Annotated in this window: 11 protein-coding genes; all 11 read right to left on the bottom strand. The window is 76.1% G+C overall.

Annotated elements, in window-relative coordinates; translation table 11 throughout:
* Positions 1–33 precede the first annotated feature (33 nt).
* Positions 34–699 carry a septal ring lytic transglycosylase RlpA family protein gene (locus tag ABD284_RS12640; protein WP_344143073.1) on the bottom strand — a complete coding sequence of 222 codons (666 nt, stop codon included), beginning with the start codon at positions 697–699 and terminating at the stop codon, positions 34–36.
* A gap of 427 nt (positions 700–1,126) precedes the next feature.
* Positions 1,127–1,816, bottom strand: coding sequence for a sirohydrochlorin chelatase (locus ABD284_RS12635; RefSeq protein WP_344143071.1), 690 nt, complete (start codon positions 1,814–1,816; stop codon positions 1,127–1,129).
* On the bottom strand, positions 1,816–3,021 hold the full coding sequence (locus ABD284_RS12630; protein WP_344143070.1) for a uroporphyrinogen-III synthase: 1,206 nt from the start codon (positions 3,019–3,021) through the stop codon (positions 1,816–1,818). Before ABD284_RS12630 ends, ABD284_RS12635 begins: the two co-directional genes overlap by 1 nt.
* Positions 3,018–3,395 (bottom strand): nitrite reductase small subunit NirD, encoded by a 378-nt coding sequence (gene nirD, locus ABD284_RS12625; protein ID WP_344143069.1) that lies wholly within the window; start codon positions 3,393–3,395, stop codon positions 3,018–3,020. The genes ABD284_RS12630 and nirD overlap by 4 nt, the downstream gene beginning before the upstream one ends.
* A 69-nt stretch (positions 3,396–3,464) precedes the next feature.
* Positions 3,465–6,026 (bottom strand): nitrite reductase large subunit NirB, encoded by a 2,562-nt coding sequence (gene nirB / locus ABD284_RS12620; RefSeq protein ID WP_344143068.1) that lies wholly within the window; start codon positions 6,024–6,026, stop codon positions 3,465–3,467.
* Between the two features lie 322 nt (positions 6,027–6,348).
* Positions 6,349–8,442, bottom strand: a complete 2,094-nt coding sequence (locus tag ABD284_RS12615; protein WP_344143067.1) for a xanthine dehydrogenase family protein molybdopterin-binding subunit — start codon at positions 8,440–8,442, stop codon at positions 6,349–6,351.
* On the bottom strand, positions 8,439–9,458 hold the full coding sequence (locus tag ABD284_RS12610; RefSeq protein ID WP_344143066.1) for an FAD binding domain-containing protein: 1,020 nt from the start codon (positions 9,456–9,458) through the stop codon (positions 8,439–8,441). Before ABD284_RS12610 ends, ABD284_RS12615 begins: the two co-directional genes overlap by 4 nt.
* Positions 9,455–10,024 carry a (2Fe-2S)-binding protein gene (locus tag ABD284_RS12605; protein ID WP_344143065.1) on the bottom strand — a complete coding sequence of 190 codons (570 nt, stop codon included), beginning with the start codon at positions 10,022–10,024 and terminating at the stop codon, positions 9,455–9,457. Before ABD284_RS12605 ends, ABD284_RS12610 begins: the two co-directional genes overlap by 4 nt.
* 102 nt (positions 10,025–10,126) lie before the next feature.
* A complete protein-coding gene (locus ABD284_RS12600) occupies positions 10,127–11,572 on the bottom strand; it encodes an FAD-dependent oxidoreductase (RefSeq protein ID WP_344143064.1) in 1,446 nt (481 codons plus the stop codon).
* Between the two features lie 361 nt (positions 11,573–11,933).
* On the bottom strand, positions 11,934–14,066 hold the full coding sequence (locus tag ABD284_RS12595; RefSeq protein WP_344143063.1) for a molybdopterin oxidoreductase family protein: 2,133 nt from the start codon (positions 14,064–14,066) through the stop codon (positions 11,934–11,936).
* Positions 14,063–15,478 carry an MFS transporter gene (locus tag ABD284_RS12590; RefSeq protein WP_344143061.1) on the bottom strand — a complete coding sequence of 472 codons (1,416 nt, stop codon included), beginning with the start codon at positions 15,476–15,478 and terminating at the stop codon, positions 14,063–14,065. The genes ABD284_RS12595 and ABD284_RS12590 overlap by 4 nt, the downstream gene beginning before the upstream one ends.
* Between the last annotated feature and the right edge of the window lie 76 nt (positions 15,479–15,554).

Genomic DNA, 15,554 nt, shown 5'->3' with positions numbered 1-15,554 from the left:
GCGGCGGGCTGCGGGGAGCTCAGGCCGCGGCGGTCAGCTGACGACCTGCCATCGGACGTCGACGACGCCGGCGTCGGGCGAGGCGATCTGCTCGAAGGAGGCGGTGGACAGGTCCAGGCAGCGTCCGGCGATGTAGGGGCCGCGGTCGTTGATGCGCACGGTGACCGATTCGCCGGTGCCGGGGTTGGTGACCCGGACCATGGTGTCCATCGGCAGACTCTTGTGCGCGGCGGTCATGGCGCTGGGGTCGAACTGCTCGCCGCTGGCGGTGGGCTGGGGCTCGCTGTACATGGAGGCCTCGCACGCGCCGCCCTCGCCGGTGGGGCTCATGTCGGCCGCCTGGTCCGAGCCGCCGGTTCCGCCGGTGTCCTGTTCGGGCTCGGGCTTGTGCTCCTGGGTGGTGGTGCCGGTGAAGGACTGGGTGGCGGCCTCCAGCGCCTGCTGGCGCTGCTGCTGGGCCTCGTCGTGGTCCTGGCCGGGCGAGCCTTGGGGGGCGGGGCGGTCGTCGGCGGTCTCGGCGGGGGGCAGGGCGGCCTCGCCGGTGGCGGACTGGGGCGCGGCGGCGAGGCGGTCGACGGTGGCGGCGCCGGCGGTTCCGGCTGCGATGAGCGCGGCGCCGGTGGCGCTGATGACGACGATCGAGCGTTTCTCTTTGAGGCGGTCCCGCAAGGAGGTGCGGGAGGGCGCATGGTTGCCCACGGCGGAATGCCCTTCGGACGGGGACTGCGGACGGCCGCGCCGGCGACCGGCGGGGGTGCGGTGCGGTCGCGAGGGAGCGCGGCGGAAGCCACCCAGGTCAGGGGGTGTCGGCGGTGGCCTCGGCGCGGGTTCGGCGGCCCGCGGGCGGGTTCGAGGTGCGCCGCTTCGAGATTATTCATCACGGGACGGTAACGCGTCCAGGGGGTGACGATTTGTGGGACTACTCACCAAATCAGATACCTTGAGTGGATTGCCGTCTCTGTGAGATATGCGACAACTGTTCGCATTCATCCACTTCGTCTGGTTTGTACTGGTTCCCGGGCCGACTGCTCCCAGTGTCTACCCCCTGGCGGAGGTGCGGTCAAACGTCCCCGCCGGTGGCGGCCCCGCCGGCCCGCAGACGCGGGCGGCGCGCCCGCGCGCCCGGTCAGGCCGCCGCGAGGACGGCGGCCCGCCGGTAGCGGGCGGCCACGGCCGCGGCGACGCCGGCGTCGGGGCACAGCGGTTCGGCGACGGCGTCGGCGCCGGCCTCGGCCAGGCGCTGATGGAACAGGCCCGGCGCCAGCAGCCACGAGGCCAGCGCCACCCGCCGGTGGCCGCGGGCGCGCAGGCGCCGCACCGCCTCGGCGACCGCGGCCTCGGCGGTGGCCGCGTAGCCCTCCTCCACCGGCGCCCCGCGCCGGCGCGCGGGCCGCCGCGCGGCGTCGGCGACCTGGGCGCGCGCGTCGGGGTCGGAGGAGCCGGCCGCGGCCAGCACCACGGCGTCGGCGCGGCGCCGCCCGGCCTCGCGCAGGCGGCGCACGGCCGCGTCCAGCAGCCGGTCGTCGGCGCCCAGCGCCGGGGTGAGCACCGCGTCGCCGCGGCCGGCGCGCTCCAGCTGGGCGGGGATGTCCACGCGCACGTGGTAGCCGGCGGCCAAGAACGCGGGCACCACCACGACGGGCCCCGCGATCGCGGCCGCGACCCGGCCCACGTCGGGCGCGAGCACGTCGGCGAAGCCGAGCCGCACCGGCGCCCCGGTCAGCTCGGCGACGCGGCGGGCCAGCCGGCGGGCCTCGGCGACACCGCGCGGGTCGCGGGTGCCGTGGACGGCCAGCAGCAGTGTGGCGGGCTCCATCAGTCTCCTCGCAGCGCGCACTCTCCCGTGTCCAGCGCGAGCCGGTAGCCGCGCTTGACCACGGTCTGGATGATCCTGGGGTCGCCCAGCGCGCTGCGCAGCCGCGCGACCGCGGTCTCGACCGCGTGGGCGTCGCCGTCGCCGCCCAGCGAGGCCAGCAGGTCGGCGCGGTCGCGGACCTGGCCGGGGCGGCGGGCGAGCTCGCGCAGCACCCGCATCAGCGCGGGCGAGACCGGGCAGACGGCGCCGTCGACCAGCGCGGCGTGCCCGCGCAGCCGCAGCCGGTGCCCGGCCACGGGCAGTGCGGGGAAGCGTTCGGGCAGCTCCTCGGCCAGGCGCTTGACCATGGCGCCGATGCGGGCGCGGGCGGGCCACACGGTGGGCACGTCCTCGCCCATGAGGGGGCGGGCGGTGACCGGGCCCACGCACACGGCCATGGTCTCGCCGCGCAGCCGCTCGACGAGCGGGCGGTGGAGGCCCTGGCGGCGGGCGCGGTCGAGCAGGGCGGCGGCCGCGGGAGCGCTGGTGAAGGTGACGGCGTCGACCCCGCCCGCGGCCACGTCCTCGATCAGCCGGTCCAGGGGCGCGGTGTCCTCGGGCTCCATCCACCGGTAGACGGGCACCTCCACGACCTCGGCGCCGGCCATGCGCAGCGCGGCGCAGAAGTCGGGCAGCGGCTCGCCGTGCAGCTGCACGGCCACGCGCAGCCCCTCCACTCCCGACTCCAGCAGGTAGTCCAGCACCTCGGCCGAGGACTCCGAGGGCGGGGACCACTCCTCGCGCAGCCCCGCGGCGCGGATGGCGCCCTTGGCCTTGGGGCCGCGCGCCAGCACCCGGGCGGAGCCCATGGCCCGCACCAGCCGCTCGGCGCCGCCCCAGGTGTCGCAGGCCTCCACCCAGCCGCGGAACCCGATCCCGGTGGTGGCCACGACCACGTCGGCGGGGCGGCGGATCAGCTCGCGCGATGCCGTGGCCAGGCGCTGGTCGTCGCTGAGCGGCACGATGCGCAGCGCCGGGGCGCTGACCACCTCGGCGCCCTTGCGGCGCAGCAGCGCGGCCAGCTCGTCGGCGCGGCGGGCGGCGGTGACGGCGACGGTGAACCCGGCCAGCGGCGCCACGGTGGCGGCGCCGGAGGAGGAGCGGTCGTCGGCGGGGTCGTCGGGCGCCTCGCGTGCGGCGGGCGCGGTCGGCGGCGTGGATGTCATGGGGATGCCTCGTCCGGTCGGGTGCAGACGTGGACCACGCCGTCGCGCGGCTCCACGGCGTAGGTGGCCAGGCCCACGCCGGGATCGTCCAGGCAGCGTCCGGTGCGCAGGGAGAACACCTGCTTGAGCATGGGCGAGGCGACGGTGGGCTCGCCCGCCCGGTCGCCGACGATCCCGCGGGACATCACCGCGGCGCCGCTGAAGGGGTCGATGTTGCCCACGGCGTAGAGCACGTCGTCGTGCGTGCGGAAGACGGCGACCTGCCCTCCGTCGGGCAGCAGGACGGCGACGCCGCGTTCGGGAATGAGCCTATCGGAGCCGCATGCGGCGACCCACAACCGGTCGGGGCTCGCGGGAAGGGTGGGTGTGCTCATCGTCGCTCCTGAAGGTGGGCTCGTTCGCCCGGCGCCGCGGCGCCGGGGCGGATCGGGTCGTCGCGGCGCTCAGCGGAGCGCTCCGGCGGGCGCGGCCGCGCCCGCCGGCACGCTCGGCATCCCCAGCGGCACGGGCCCGGCCGGTACCGGCTGGTCGCGCTCGACGCCGAAGGCGATGGTGGGGTCGGGGGCCTCCGGCGCGTTGGCGAAGGAGACGAAGCGGGCCAGCTTCTCCGGGTCCTCCAGCACCCCGCGCCACTCGTCGGCGTAGCCGGCGGTGTGGCGCTCCATGGCCTGCTCAAGGTCGGCGGCGATGCCCAGGCGGTCCTCGACCACGACCGCGCGCAGGTGGTCCAGGCCGCCGTCGAGCCCCTCGATCCAGGCGGCGGTGCGCTGCAGCCGGTCGGCGGTGCGGATGTAGAACATCAGGAACCGGTCGATGTAGCGGATGAGCGTCTCGTCGTCGAGGTCGCCGGCCAGCAGTTCGGCGTGGCGGGGGGTGAACCCGCCGTTGCCGCCGACGTAGAGGTTCCAGCCGCGCTCGGTGGCGATGACGCCGAAGTCCTTGCCGCGGGCCTCGGCGCACTCGCGCGCGCAGCCCGAGACCGCGGACTTGAGCTTGTGCGGCGAGCGCAGGCCCCGGTAGCGCAGCTCCAGCCGGATCGCCATGCCCACCGAGTCCTGCACCCCGTAGCGGCACCAGGTGCTGCCCACGCACGACTTCACCGTGCGCAGCGCCTTGCCGTAGGCGTGGCCGGACTCGAAGCCGGCGTCGACCAGCCGGGCCCACACGGCGGGGAGCTGCTCGACGCGGGCGCCGAGGAGGTCGATGCGCTGGGCTCCGGTGATCTTGGTGTAGAGGCCGAACTCGCGGGCGACCTCGCCGATGGCGATGAGCCGGTCCGGGGTGATCTCGCCGCCGGGCACGCGCGGCACCACCGAGTAGGTGCCGTTGCGCTGGATGTTGGCCAGGAAGTGGTCGTTGGTGTCCTGCAGCGCGGCCTGCTCGCCCTCCAGGATGTGGCCGCCGCCCAGCGAGGCGAGGATGGAGGCCACGGCGGGCTTGCAGACGTCGCAGCCGCGGCCGGTGCCGTGGCGGGCGATGAGCTCGGAGAAGGTGGCGACGCCGGTGGCGGTGACGATCTCGACGAGCTCGGCGCGGGAGTGGTCGAAGTGCTCGCACAGGGCGCTGGACTGCTCGACGCCGGAGTCGGCCAGCAGGTTCTTCAGCATCGGCACGCAGGAGCCGCAGCTGGTGCCGGCCCGGGTGCAGGCCTTGAGGGCGGGGATGTCGGTGCTGCCCTCGGTGATGGCCGTGCGGATCGCGCCCTTGGTGACGGCGTTGCAGGAGCAGACCTGGGCGTCGTCGGGCAGCGCGGCCACGCCGACGGCGCCGCCGGAGCCGCCGCGGTCGGGTGCGATGAGGTCGAGGGGGTCGCCGGGCAGCTCGCGGCCCACCAGCGGGCGCAGCCCGGCATAGGCCGAGGCGTCGCCGACCAGGACGCCGCCCAGCAGGGTCGTGGCGTCGTCGGAGACCACGAGCTTGGCGTAGCGGCGGCCGGGCGCGTCGTTGAGCACGACCTCCAGGGCGCCGTCGGTGTCGCCCTGGGCGTCGCCGAAGCTGGCCACGTCCACGCCCAGCAGCTTGAGCTTGGTGGAGGTGTCGCCGCCGGTGAACGCGGCCGCGCCGCCGGCGATGTTCTCGGCGGCGACCTCGGCCATGGCGTTGCCCGGGGCGACCAGGCCGTAGACGGTCCCCTGGGCGCTGGCGCACTCGCCCACGGCGTAGATGCGGGGGTCTCCGGTACGGCAGGCGGCGTCGACGGCGACGCCGCCGCGGGGCCCGGTCTCCAGGCCTGCGGCGCGGGCGAGCTCGTCGCGGGGGCGCACGCCCACGGAGAAGACGACGATGCCGGCGTCGACGCTGCGCTGGTCGGGTCCCTGTTCGCCCAGCAGCACGCGCAGACCGCCGCCGTGCGGTGCGGGTTCGATGCCGGTGAGCCCGGCGGCGGTGTGGCAGGCGACGCCGGTGTCGGCGATGAGGCGGCCCAGGACCGCTCCCCCGCCCTCGTCGACCTGGCGGGGCATCAGCCACGGCGCCATCTCGACCACGTGGGGTTGCATGCCCAGCAGCTTCAGCGCGTTGGCCGCCTCCAGGCCGAGCAGGCCGCCGCCGATGACGACGCCCGCGGCGTCGCCGCGGCCGGTCGCCGCCTGGGCGGTGGCGGTGATGTGCTCCAGGTCCTCGATGGTGCGGTAGACGTGGCAGCCGGGCAGGTCGCGGCCGGGCACCGGCGGCACGAACGCCGACGAGCCGGTGGCCAGCACCAGCGCGTCATAGCCCAGCACCCGGCCGGCGGCGGTGGTCACGGTGCGGGCGGCGCGGTCGATCGCGGTGGCGGGCTCGCCCAGCAGCAGGTCCACGCCGGGGTGGCGCCGGAGGTCGGGCAGGCGCAGCTCCTCCTCGCCGGCGCCGTCGAAGTAGGAGGACAGGGCGACGCGGTCGTAGGCGGGCCGGGGCTCCTCGCCCAGGACCGTGATGTGCCAGCAGGTGCCGGCCTCGCGGCTGAGGACGGCCTCGACGAGGCGGTGTCCGACCATGCCGTTTCCGATGACCACGAGCTGTCTCATGCCGGGTTCTTCTCCTCGCTGGTGGGCGGGGCGCCGAGCGCGGTAGACCGCTGCTCTGTGCCCCTCAGGCAACCCGGAGCGTGTTTCGCGACCGTCAGCCGTCGGTGAAGGGGGTGTTTCGTTTCCCTGTCAGCGCAGGTGGCGCACTGGTGAACGCCGTGACCGGGGGTTTCGCGGCCCCGGGTGCGCGGGCGTGCAACGCGCGGGAGCGCGCGGAGGTGCGCCCGAGCGCGTCGGGCGGGGGCGGGCCGGTGCGGCCGCTCGGGCGGCGGCGCCCGGCCGCGCGGGGCGCGCGTGCGCCGCACCGGCGGCGGACTCCGGCTCAGGAGTCCAGGAAGGCGTCCAGGCGCACCGGCAGCCGGCGGACCCGCACGCCGGTGGCGTGGTAGGCGGCGTTGGCCACGGCCGCGGCGGTGCCCACGATGCCGATCTCGCCGATGCCCTTGGCGCCGAGCGGGTTGACGAGCGGGTCGTCCTCGTCGATCCAGTGGGCCCGGATGTCCTGCACGTCGGCGTTGGCGGCGATGTGGTACTCGGCGAAGTCGCCGTTGACGGGGTGGCCGAAGCGCGGGTCGACGACGCTCTCCTCGTGCAGCGCCATCGACAGCCCCATGGTCATGCCGCCCAGGAACTGCGAGCGCGCGGTGCGCTCGTTGACGATGCGCCCGGCGGCGAAGACGCCCAGCAGCCGGGGCACGCGGACCTCGCCGGTCTCGGCGTGCACCCGCACCTCGGCGAACTGCGCTCCGTAGGCGTACATGGCGTAGTCGTCGCGGGCGGGGTTGTCGGGCAGGTCGGCTTCGGCCTCGTCGCCGGGGCGGGGCGCGGTGCCGTGGCGGGCGCGGAAGGCGCCGGCGGCGGCGTGGATCGTCGAGCCCCAGGACATCAGCCCGGTGGAGCCGCCGGCCAGCGAGGCTTCGGGCAGCGCGGTGTCGCCCAGGTCCAGGCGTACGTCCTCCAGCGGCACCTCCAGGGCGTCGGCGGCGACCTGCGCGAGCGCGGTCCAGGCGCCGGTGCCGATGTCGGCGGCGCCCAGGCAGACCCGGTAGCGGCCCTCGCCCTCGTAGCGGACGCGGGCGCGCGAGCCCGAGGGCGGCGGCACGACCGGGTAGACGGAGGCGGCCACGCCCATGCCCGTGCGCCACCCGTCCTCGGTGCGGGCGGCGGGCTCGGGCGCCCGGTGGGCCCAGCCGAAGCGGCGGGCCCCGTCGCGCAGGCACGCGGCCAGGTTGCGGCTGGAGAAGGGCTTGTGCGTGTGCGGGTCGCGGTCGGGCTCGTTGCGCAGCCGCAGCTCGACGGGGTCCAGGCCCACCTGCCAGGCGAGCTCGTCCATGGCCACCTCGGGCCCGAACATGCCCGGGCACTCGCCGGGGGCGCGCATCCAGGTGGGCACGGGGGCGTCCAGCCGGACCGCGCGGTGGCCCATGCGCCGGTGGGGTGCGGCGTACATCGACTTGGCCGGCAGCGCGGCCTGCTCGATGAAGTCGGCCAGGCGGGAGGTCTGCACCGTGGCCAGCACGTCCACGCCCGAGAGCCGCCCGTCGGCTCCGGCGCTGAGCCGCACCCGCTGGATCGTGGGGCTGCGGTAGCCGACCAGGGTGAACATCTGGCGGCGGGTGAGCGCCAGCTTGACCGGGCGGCCGGGCAGGCTCAGGGCGGCCAGCACGGCCAGGGCGGTGGGGGCGTGCAGCGGCCCCTTGGAGCCGAACCCGCCCCCGACATAGGGCGCGACGACGTGGACGCGCTCCGGATCCAGGCCGGTCAGCGCGGCGACGGTGCGGCGGACCTCGTGGGCGCCCTGGGTGGACTCGTAGAGGGTCAGGGCGCCGCCGCCGTAGTGGGCGATGGTGGCGTGCGGCTCCATGGGGTTGTTGTGCTGCATCGCGGTGGTGTAGGTCTGCTCGACCACGGCGTCGGCGGGCGCGGCGGCGGCCGTGTCGCCCTGGCGGTGGTCCTCCTCGGGCGCGAAGGCGTCGGCGCGCTGGTCGGAGAGGTCGAGGTCGTGCGGCAGCTGCTCGTAGGACACGGTCACCAGCGCGGCGGCCTGCCGGGCGGCCTCGAAGGTCTCGGCGGCCACGGCGGCCACGACCTGGCCGCGGTAGGCGACCTCGTCGGACTGCAGCACGGCCAGCTCGGCCGCGTGCTGCAGTCCGCTGAGCTCGGCGCCGGTGTCCAGGCGGGGCGCGTTGGCGTGTGAGAGGACCGCCAGCACGCCGTCGACGGCTTCGGCCGCCGCGGCGTCGACCTCCAGTACGCGTCCGCGCGCGACCGTGGCCTGCACGGGTGCGATGTAGGCGGGGTCGGCGACGGGGTACTCGTAGGCGTAGGCGGCGGCTCCAGCGGCCTTGCGGGGGCCGTCCGCACGCGGCGGGCCGGTTCCGACGGCGGCGGTGCCCGTGCCGGCGGTGGTGGTCACGGCTCCTCCTTCCCGGGGCCGCGGCCGGGCGGCCCGCCGGCGGCCTCGCGCAGCGTGGCGGTGATGGCGGCGCGGACCAGCGGGACCTTGAAGGCGGTGCCGGGCAGGGGCCGGGCCTCGGCGAGCTCGGCCGCGGCCGCGGCGGCGAAGGCGCCGTCGGTGGCGGCGGCGCCGCGCAGCGCCTCCTCGGCCAGCAGCGCCCGCCAGGGTTTGTGCGCGACGCCGCCCAGCGCGATGCGCACGTCGGCGACGGTGCCGTCCTCGGCCCTCTCGATCGCGGCGGCGACCGAGACCAGCGCGAAGGCGAAGGAGGCGCGGTCGCGGATCTTGCGGTAGCGGGCCCGGGCCGCCATGGGCATGGCGGGCAGCTCCACGGCGGTGATCAGGTCGCCGCGGGAGAGCACGGTGTCGTGCTCGGGCGCTTCGCCGGGCAGCCGGTGCAGCTGCGCGACGGGGATGCGCCGTTCGGCGGCCGCGTCGCGCACGACCGCCCGGGCGTCCAGCGCGGTGAGCGCGACGGCCATGTCGGAGGGGTGGGTGGCCACGCAGTCGGGTGAGGCTCCGAAGATCGCGTGGTAGCGCTGGTAGCCCTCCAGCGCCGAGCAGCCCGAGCCGGGTTCGCGCTTGTTGCAGGGCGTGGAGGTGTCCTGGAAGTACACGCAGCGGGTGCGCTGCAGCAGGTTGCCGCCGGTGGTGGCGGTGTTGCGCAGCTGGCCCGAGGCGCCCGACAGCAGCGCCTGGCTGAGCACCGGATAGCGGGCGCGGACGAGCGGGTGGGCGGCGGCGTCGCTGTTGCGGACGTTGGCGCCGATGCGCAGCCCGCCGTCGGGCAGGGGCTCGACCTCGTCCAGGCCCAGGCCGGTGATGTCGACGAGCATGTCGGGGGCGGCCACGCCCAGCTTCATGTGGTCGACGAGGTTGGTGCCGCCGCCGAGGAAGGCCGCGCCGGGGGTGTCGGCGACCAGGGCGGCGGCGTCGGCGGGGTCGGTGGCGCGGCGGTAGTCGAAGGGTTTCACCGGGCTCCTCCGCTCTGCGCCTCGGTCGCGGCCGGGTCGGCGGCCTCGGCGGCCCGTGCGGCCTCGCCGACGGCGGCGACGATGCCGGCGTAGGCGCCGCAGCGGCACAGGTTGCCGCTCATGCGCTCGCGGATCTCGGCGTCGGTGAGCGGCACCGCCTGTCCTTCGGCCGGTTCGCCGGGCGGTGTGGCGGCGCTGGGCCAGCCGGCGGCGGCCTCCTCCAGCACGCCCGCGGCCGAGCAGATCTGGCCGGGGGTGCAGTAGCCGCACTGCAGGCCGTCGTGGTCGACGAACGCGCGCTGGAGCGGGTGCTCGCGGCCCTCGGGGGCCAGCCCGGCGGCGGTGGTGACCTCGGCGCCGTCGGCCGCGGCCGCCAGGATCAGGCAGCTGACCACGCGCCTGCCGGCGAGCAGGACCGTGCAGGAGCCGCACTGGCCGTGGTCGCAGCCCTTCTTGGGCGCGGTGGTGCGCAGGTGTTCGCGGAGCGCGTCCAGCAGGGTGGTGCGGGTGTCGACGCGCAGCGCGCGGCTGTGCCCGTCCACTGTCAGCGTGATGTCGGTGTGCATCGGCTCCTCGGTGTTCGCCCGGCGGCGCTGCTTCCCGCTCCGCTGACCGCGGCGCAGCGGGGTAAACACGCGGCGCGCCGGGCCGCCCCGGGGCCGCGGGTGTCAGGGGGCCGCAACGGGGCTGGCGCCGTTCCAGCCGGCGAGCAGGGCGTCGACGTCGCGGGTGCAGCCCCCGCAGCCGGTGGTGGCGCGGGTGGCGGCGGCGATGTCGGGGCGGGTGCGGGCGCCGTCGAGCCAGGCGGTCTCCAGGCCGCCGCGGGTGACGGCGTTGCACCGGCACACGAGGGGGTCGGTTGCGGGCCCGGCGCCGGTCTCCCCGGTTTCGGGCGCGGGCCGGCCGGTGAGCAGGGCGAGGCGGTCGGCGGGCACCGGGGCGCCGTCGTCGTACATCCGGGCGATGGCCGAGGCGGGGTCGGCGAAGCCGAGCAGCACGGCGCCGACGATGCGTTCTTGGCGCACCGAGAGCTTGGCGTAGCGGCCGCCGTGGGCGTCGGCGATGGTCACGGTCTCTGCGGTGTCGTCGGCCTCGGCCTCGCCCATGCTGGTGAGCTCGATGCCTTCGGCCTTGAGGCGGGTGACGGGGCGCGCGCCGGTGTAGCGGGCCTCGGGGCGGGTGCCGGTGAGCCGGTCGGCGAGCACGGCGGCCTGCTCCCAGCCGGGCTGGACGAGTCCCGCGCCGCCGCCGGGGTGCTGGGCGCAGTCGCCGACGGCGTGCACCCGGGGGTCGGCGGTGGCCAGGGTGTCGTCGACGACGATGCCGTGCTCGACGTCGATTCCGGCGCCGGCGGCGATCTCGGTGTTGGCCTTGACCCCGGCGGTGACGACGAGGGCGTCGCCGGGCAGCACGCGGCCGTCGTCGAGCTCCAGCCCGGTGCCCGGCAGCCAGCGGGCCGCCACCCGCCAGGAGTGCACGGCCACTCCCAGCCGCGAGTACTGCTCGGCCAGGATCTGGGCGGCGGGCCGGTCGATCTGGCGGCGCATGATCCAGGGCGAGGACTCCACGAGCGAGACGCGCATGCCGCGCTCGGCCAGCGCGCGGGCGGCCTCCAGGCCGAGCACGCCGCCGCCGAGCACGACGACGGGCCCGCCCGGGCGCGCCAGAGCGGACAGGCGGTGGCAGTCGGCGAGGTCGCGCAGGGCGGTGACGCCCGGTTCGGGTGCGCCGTCGGCGGCGGCCAGGCCGGGGATGGGCGGGAACGCGGCGCGGGCGCCGGTGGCCAGCACGAGCTCGTCGTAGTCCAGGCCGGTGCCGTCGTCCAGGGTGACCCGGCGCCGGGCGGGATCGATCGCGGTGGCGGCGGTTCCGGTGCGCACGGCCACCGCGGCCGACTCGGCGGGCGCGGGCAGGCGGATGTCGTCGGGCGCGTAGCGTCCGGCGAGGACGCCGGGCAGCAGGACGCGGTTGTAGGCCGCCTCGTCCTCGGCGCCCACGACGGTGACGCCGACGCGCTCGCCGGCGGGGTCGCGCCGGGCGACCTCCTCGGCGAAGCGGGCGCCGACCATGCCGTTGCCGATCACCACGATGCGGCGCGCGGTGTGTTGGACCATGGCGTGTCGGTGCCGGCCGCGGCGCGGAGTGCGCCGCGCGGCACCGGCCTCCCTTCCTCTGGGGTTTCGGCTCGGAGGGTGCCGCGCGGGCGGGCACCGGCTCCTGTCCACTACCTCTGGGGTTTCGGCTCGGAGGGTGCCGCGCGGGCGGGCACCGGCTCCTGCCCACTACCTCTGGGGCCTCGGGTCGGAGGGTGCCGCGCGGGCGGGCACCGGCTCCTGCCCCCTACCTGTGGGACCTACGACCTGTGGAACCTGGACGTCGCGGGTGGACCCGGTTCCGGGACACCGCACCCGAGCCACCGCTCCCGCTCTCGCCGGTTCGCGGGCCGGCGGGGTCGGGTGCGGGCCGCGGCGGGTCTCAGCCGGCGGGCCGGGCCGGGCCGCGCTGCCCGGCTCCGGCACGTGGGGCGGCGGCCTCCTGCGGAGGGTCGGCCCGCTCCAGCCTGATGGCGCTGACCTTGAACTCGGGCATCCGGCTCACCGGATCCAGCGCCGGGTTGGTCACGTTGTTGGCCGCCTCCTCCCCACCGAAGTGAAACGGCAGGAACACCGTGTCGGGCCGCGCGTCCGCCCGCAGGCGCACCCGCGCCAGCGCCGCCCCCCGCCGCGAGACCACCCGCGCCCAGTCCCCGTCGGCCACCCCGCTGCGCACTCCCGTATCGGGGTGCACCTCCACGTAGGCCTCGGGCTCGGCACCGGCCAACTCGCCGATGCGCCGCGTCTGGGCCCCCGACTGGTAATGGCCCATCAACCGGCCCGTGGTCGCGATCAGCGGGAACTCCGCGTCGGGCTCCTCGGCCGCGGGCCGGTGGCCCACCGGCGCGAACCGCGCCCGCCCGTCAGGGTGGGCGAAACCGTCCAAGAACATCCGCGGCGTGCTCGCCCCCGCGTCGGCCACCGGCCAGAACAGCTCCTCGCCCGCCTCCAGCCGCTCGGGGCTCACCCCCGCGTAGTCGGCGCCGCCCCCCGCCGAAGCGCGGCCCAGCTCGGCCAGGACCGCGTCGGCATCGGCGGGAAAGCGCTCGGCCGGCTGGCCCAGCCGCACGGCCAACCCGGCGATGACCTCCAGGTCGGTGCGCACCCCGGGCGGCGGAGCGAGTACGGCCCGGCGCCGCAGCACGCGGCCCTCCAGGTTGGTCATCGTGCCCCGCTCCTCGGCCCACTGGGCCACCGGCAGAACCACATCGGCCATCGCCGCGGTTTCGGACATTACGAAGTCGCAGACCACCAGCAGATCCAACGCCGACAGCCGGTTTCGGACACGCCCGGCGTCGGGCGCCGAAACCGCGGGATTGGACCCCAGCACCAGCATCGCCCGCGCCCCCGAGGCGGTGCCCAGCGCGTCCAACAGCTCGAAGGCGCTCGGGCCCGGCCCGGGCAGCTCGTCGGGATCGACCCCCCACACTTCGGCCACGTGCGCGCGGGCGGCGGGGTCGTCGATCCTGCGGTAGCCGGGCAGCTGGTCGGCCTTCTGCCCGTGCTCGCGCCCGCCCTGGCCGTTGCCCTGGCCGGTGATGCAGCCGTAGCCGGAGCCCTCGCGGCCGGGCAGGCCCAGCGCCAGCGCCAAGTTGATCCAGGCCGAGACGGTGTCGGTGCCCTTGGCGTGCTGCTCGCTGCCGCGCCCGGTCAGCACGTAGGCGCCCCGCGCGGTGGCCAAGAGCCGCGCCGCCTCGCGCACACGCTGCGCGGGCACGCCCGTGACCTGCTCGGTCTGCTCGGGCCAGAACGCCGCCGCGTGCTTCCACGCCTGGTCGAAGCCGGTGGTGCGCGCGGCGATGTAGTCCTCGTCCAGCAGGTGCTGGGCGCGGGCGGCGTGCAGCAGCCCCAGCGCCAGCGCCGGGTCGGTGCCCGGGCGCGGCGCCAGGTGCAGCCCCCCGCCGGCCAGGGCCTGCTCGGCGGTGGCCGAGTGCCGCGGGTCGACCACGATTAGCCGCGGCCCCGAGAGGTGGCCCATCATCGGCGGCATGGTCTCGGCCGGGTTGGCCCCGGCCAGCAGCACGACCTCGGCCGAGGCCACATCGGGCAGCGGGAACGGCAGCCCGCGGTCCAGGCCGAAGGCGCGGCCGCCCGCCGCGGCCGCCGAGGACATGCAGAACCGGCCGTTGTAGTCGATCCGGGAGGTGCCCAGCGCCAGGCGGGCGAACTTGCCCAGCAGGTAGGACTTCTCGTTGGTCAGCCCGCCGCTGCCGAAGACCGCCACCGCGTCCGCACCGTGCTCGGCGCGCAGCCCCTTCAGCCGGCCGGCCACGTGCTCCAGCGCGGTGTCCCAGTCGGTCGCGGCGAAGCCGCCGCTTCGGTCGGTGCGCAGCAGCGGCCGCACGATGCGCTCGGGCGAGTTCAGCAGCTCGGCCGAGGTCCAGCCCTTGCGGCACAGCCCGCCCCGGTTGGTGGGAAACGGTGCCGGGCGCGCGGCCGGGGCCCCGCCGGGGCCGGCCTCCACGTGCATCGCGCACTGCAGCGCGCAGTAGGGGCAGTGCGTGGCCGTGCTCATCGCTGCGCCCCGCCGGTCTCGGCCCGCTCGTGTTCGGGCGGGGCCGCAGCCGCCGGGACGCCGGCGGCGCCCCGCGGGCGGCGCAGGTAGACCCGGTGGACCACCCCCAGGCACACCAGGTAGAAGACCAGGAAGGCCGCGTAGGCGGGGATCGCGTCGCCGAAGCTGGCAAACGACTGGCGGAAGGCCAGGTTGATGCCCACACCGCCCAGCGCGCCGGCCGCACCGACCAGGCCCAGCACCGCGCCGGAGATGCGCTTGTTCTCCGCATGGGCCTGCTGCGCGGGCACCCCCGCGGCTATCTGGTTCTGGGCCCGGGCGGCGTAGACGGCCGGGATCATCTTGTAGGTCGAGCCGTTGCCGATGCCGGTGAGCAGGAACAGCGCGATGAACCCGGCGGTGAACAGCGCCAGCGACTCCTGCAGCGAGGCGACCACGATCACGGCGGTGCCCGCCGCCATCCCGGCGAAGTCGACCAGGGTCACCCGCGCGCCGCCGAACCGGTCGGCCAGCCGCCCGCCGAGCGGGCGGATCAGCGAGCCCAGCAGCGGGCCGAGGAAGGTCACCGCGGCCGCCTCCAGCGGAGTGCGGTCGAACTGGTTCTGCAGCAGCAGCCCGAAGGCGAAGGAGAACCCGATGAAGGAGCCGAAGGTGCCGACGTAGAGGAAGGACATGATCCAGAAGTGGCGGTCCTTGGTGGCGGCGATCTGGGCGCCGACGTCGGCGCGGGCGCCGGTGAGGTTGTCCATGCGCGTCCAGGCCACCGCCGCGGCCACGAGCAGCAGGGGGATGTAGAGCGCGGCCAGCAGGTGGCCCTGGGCGGCGCCGAAGGCGGCGATGACGCCCAGGCCGGCGAGCTGGACGGTGGCCACGCCGATGTTGCCGCCGCCGGCGTTGAGCCCCAGCGCCCAGCCCTTGCTGCGCTCGGGGAAGAAGGAGTTGATGTTGGCCATCGACGAGGAGAAGTTCCCGCCGCCCAGCCCGGCGGTGGCCGCCAGCACCAGGAACAGCCAGAAGGGGGTGTCGGGCCGCTGGATGAGCACCACCGCCAGCGCGGTGGGCACCAGCAGCGCGCCCGCCGAGATCAGCGTCCAGTTGCGGCCGCCGAACCGGGGCACGGCCAGGGTGTAGGGCACCCGCAGGACCGCGCCGACCAGGGAGACGATCGAGACCAGCAGGAACTTCTGCGCCGGTGTGTAGTCGAACCCGGTCTCGGGGGTCATGAACAGGGTCAGCACCGACCACAGGCTCCACACCGAGAACCCGATGTGCTCGGCGAAGATGGAGGCCCACAGGTTGCGGTTGGCCACCCGCCGCCCGGTCGTGTTCCAGAATGCGGTGTCCTCGGGGTCCCAGTGGGCGATCCAGCGCCCGCCGGCGCTGGTCGGGGTCCTCGTGCTCTGTGCGGTCACGGCCTGGCCTTCCTCGGTCGACGCACGGCTTCGCCTGACGCGACCGAAGGTATGCAGCCGGGGTTGCCGGGGCGTG

The sequence above is a fragment of the Streptomonospora arabica genome (assembly GCF_039531585.1).
GTDB lineage: Bacteria > Actinomycetota > Actinomycetes > Streptosporangiales > Streptosporangiaceae > Streptomonospora > Streptomonospora halophila.
This window is presented reverse-complemented; position numbering and strand designations above follow the sequence as displayed.

What these genes read in the sequence shown, in the direction of transcription:
- nirD (WP_344143069.1), bottom strand. Translation starts at nt 3,395, where the DNA reads ATGAGCACACCCACCCTTCCCGCGAGCCCCGACCGGTTGTGGGTCGCC.
- ABD284_RS12630 (WP_344143070.1), bottom strand. Translation starts at nt 3,021, where the DNA reads ATGACATCCACGCCGCCGACCGCGCCCGCCGCACGCGAGGCGCCCGAC.
- ABD284_RS12600 (WP_344143064.1), bottom strand. Translation starts at nt 11,572, where the DNA reads ATGGTCCAACACACCGCGCGCCGCATCGTGGTGATCGGCAACGGCATG.
- ABD284_RS12605 (WP_344143065.1), bottom strand. Translation starts at nt 10,024, where the DNA reads ATGCACACCGACATCACGCTGACAGTGGACGGGCACAGCCGCGCGCTG.
- ABD284_RS12595 (WP_344143063.1), bottom strand. Translation starts at nt 14,066, where the DNA reads ATGAGCACGGCCACGCACTGCCCCTACTGCGCGCTGCAGTGCGCGATG.
- nirB (WP_344143068.1), bottom strand. Translation starts at nt 6,026, where the DNA reads ATGAGACAGCTCGTGGTCATCGGAAACGGCATGGTCGGACACCGCCTC.
- ABD284_RS12635 (WP_344143071.1), bottom strand. Translation starts at nt 1,816, where the DNA reads ATGGAGCCCGCCACACTGCTGCTGGCCGTCCACGGCACCCGCGACCCG.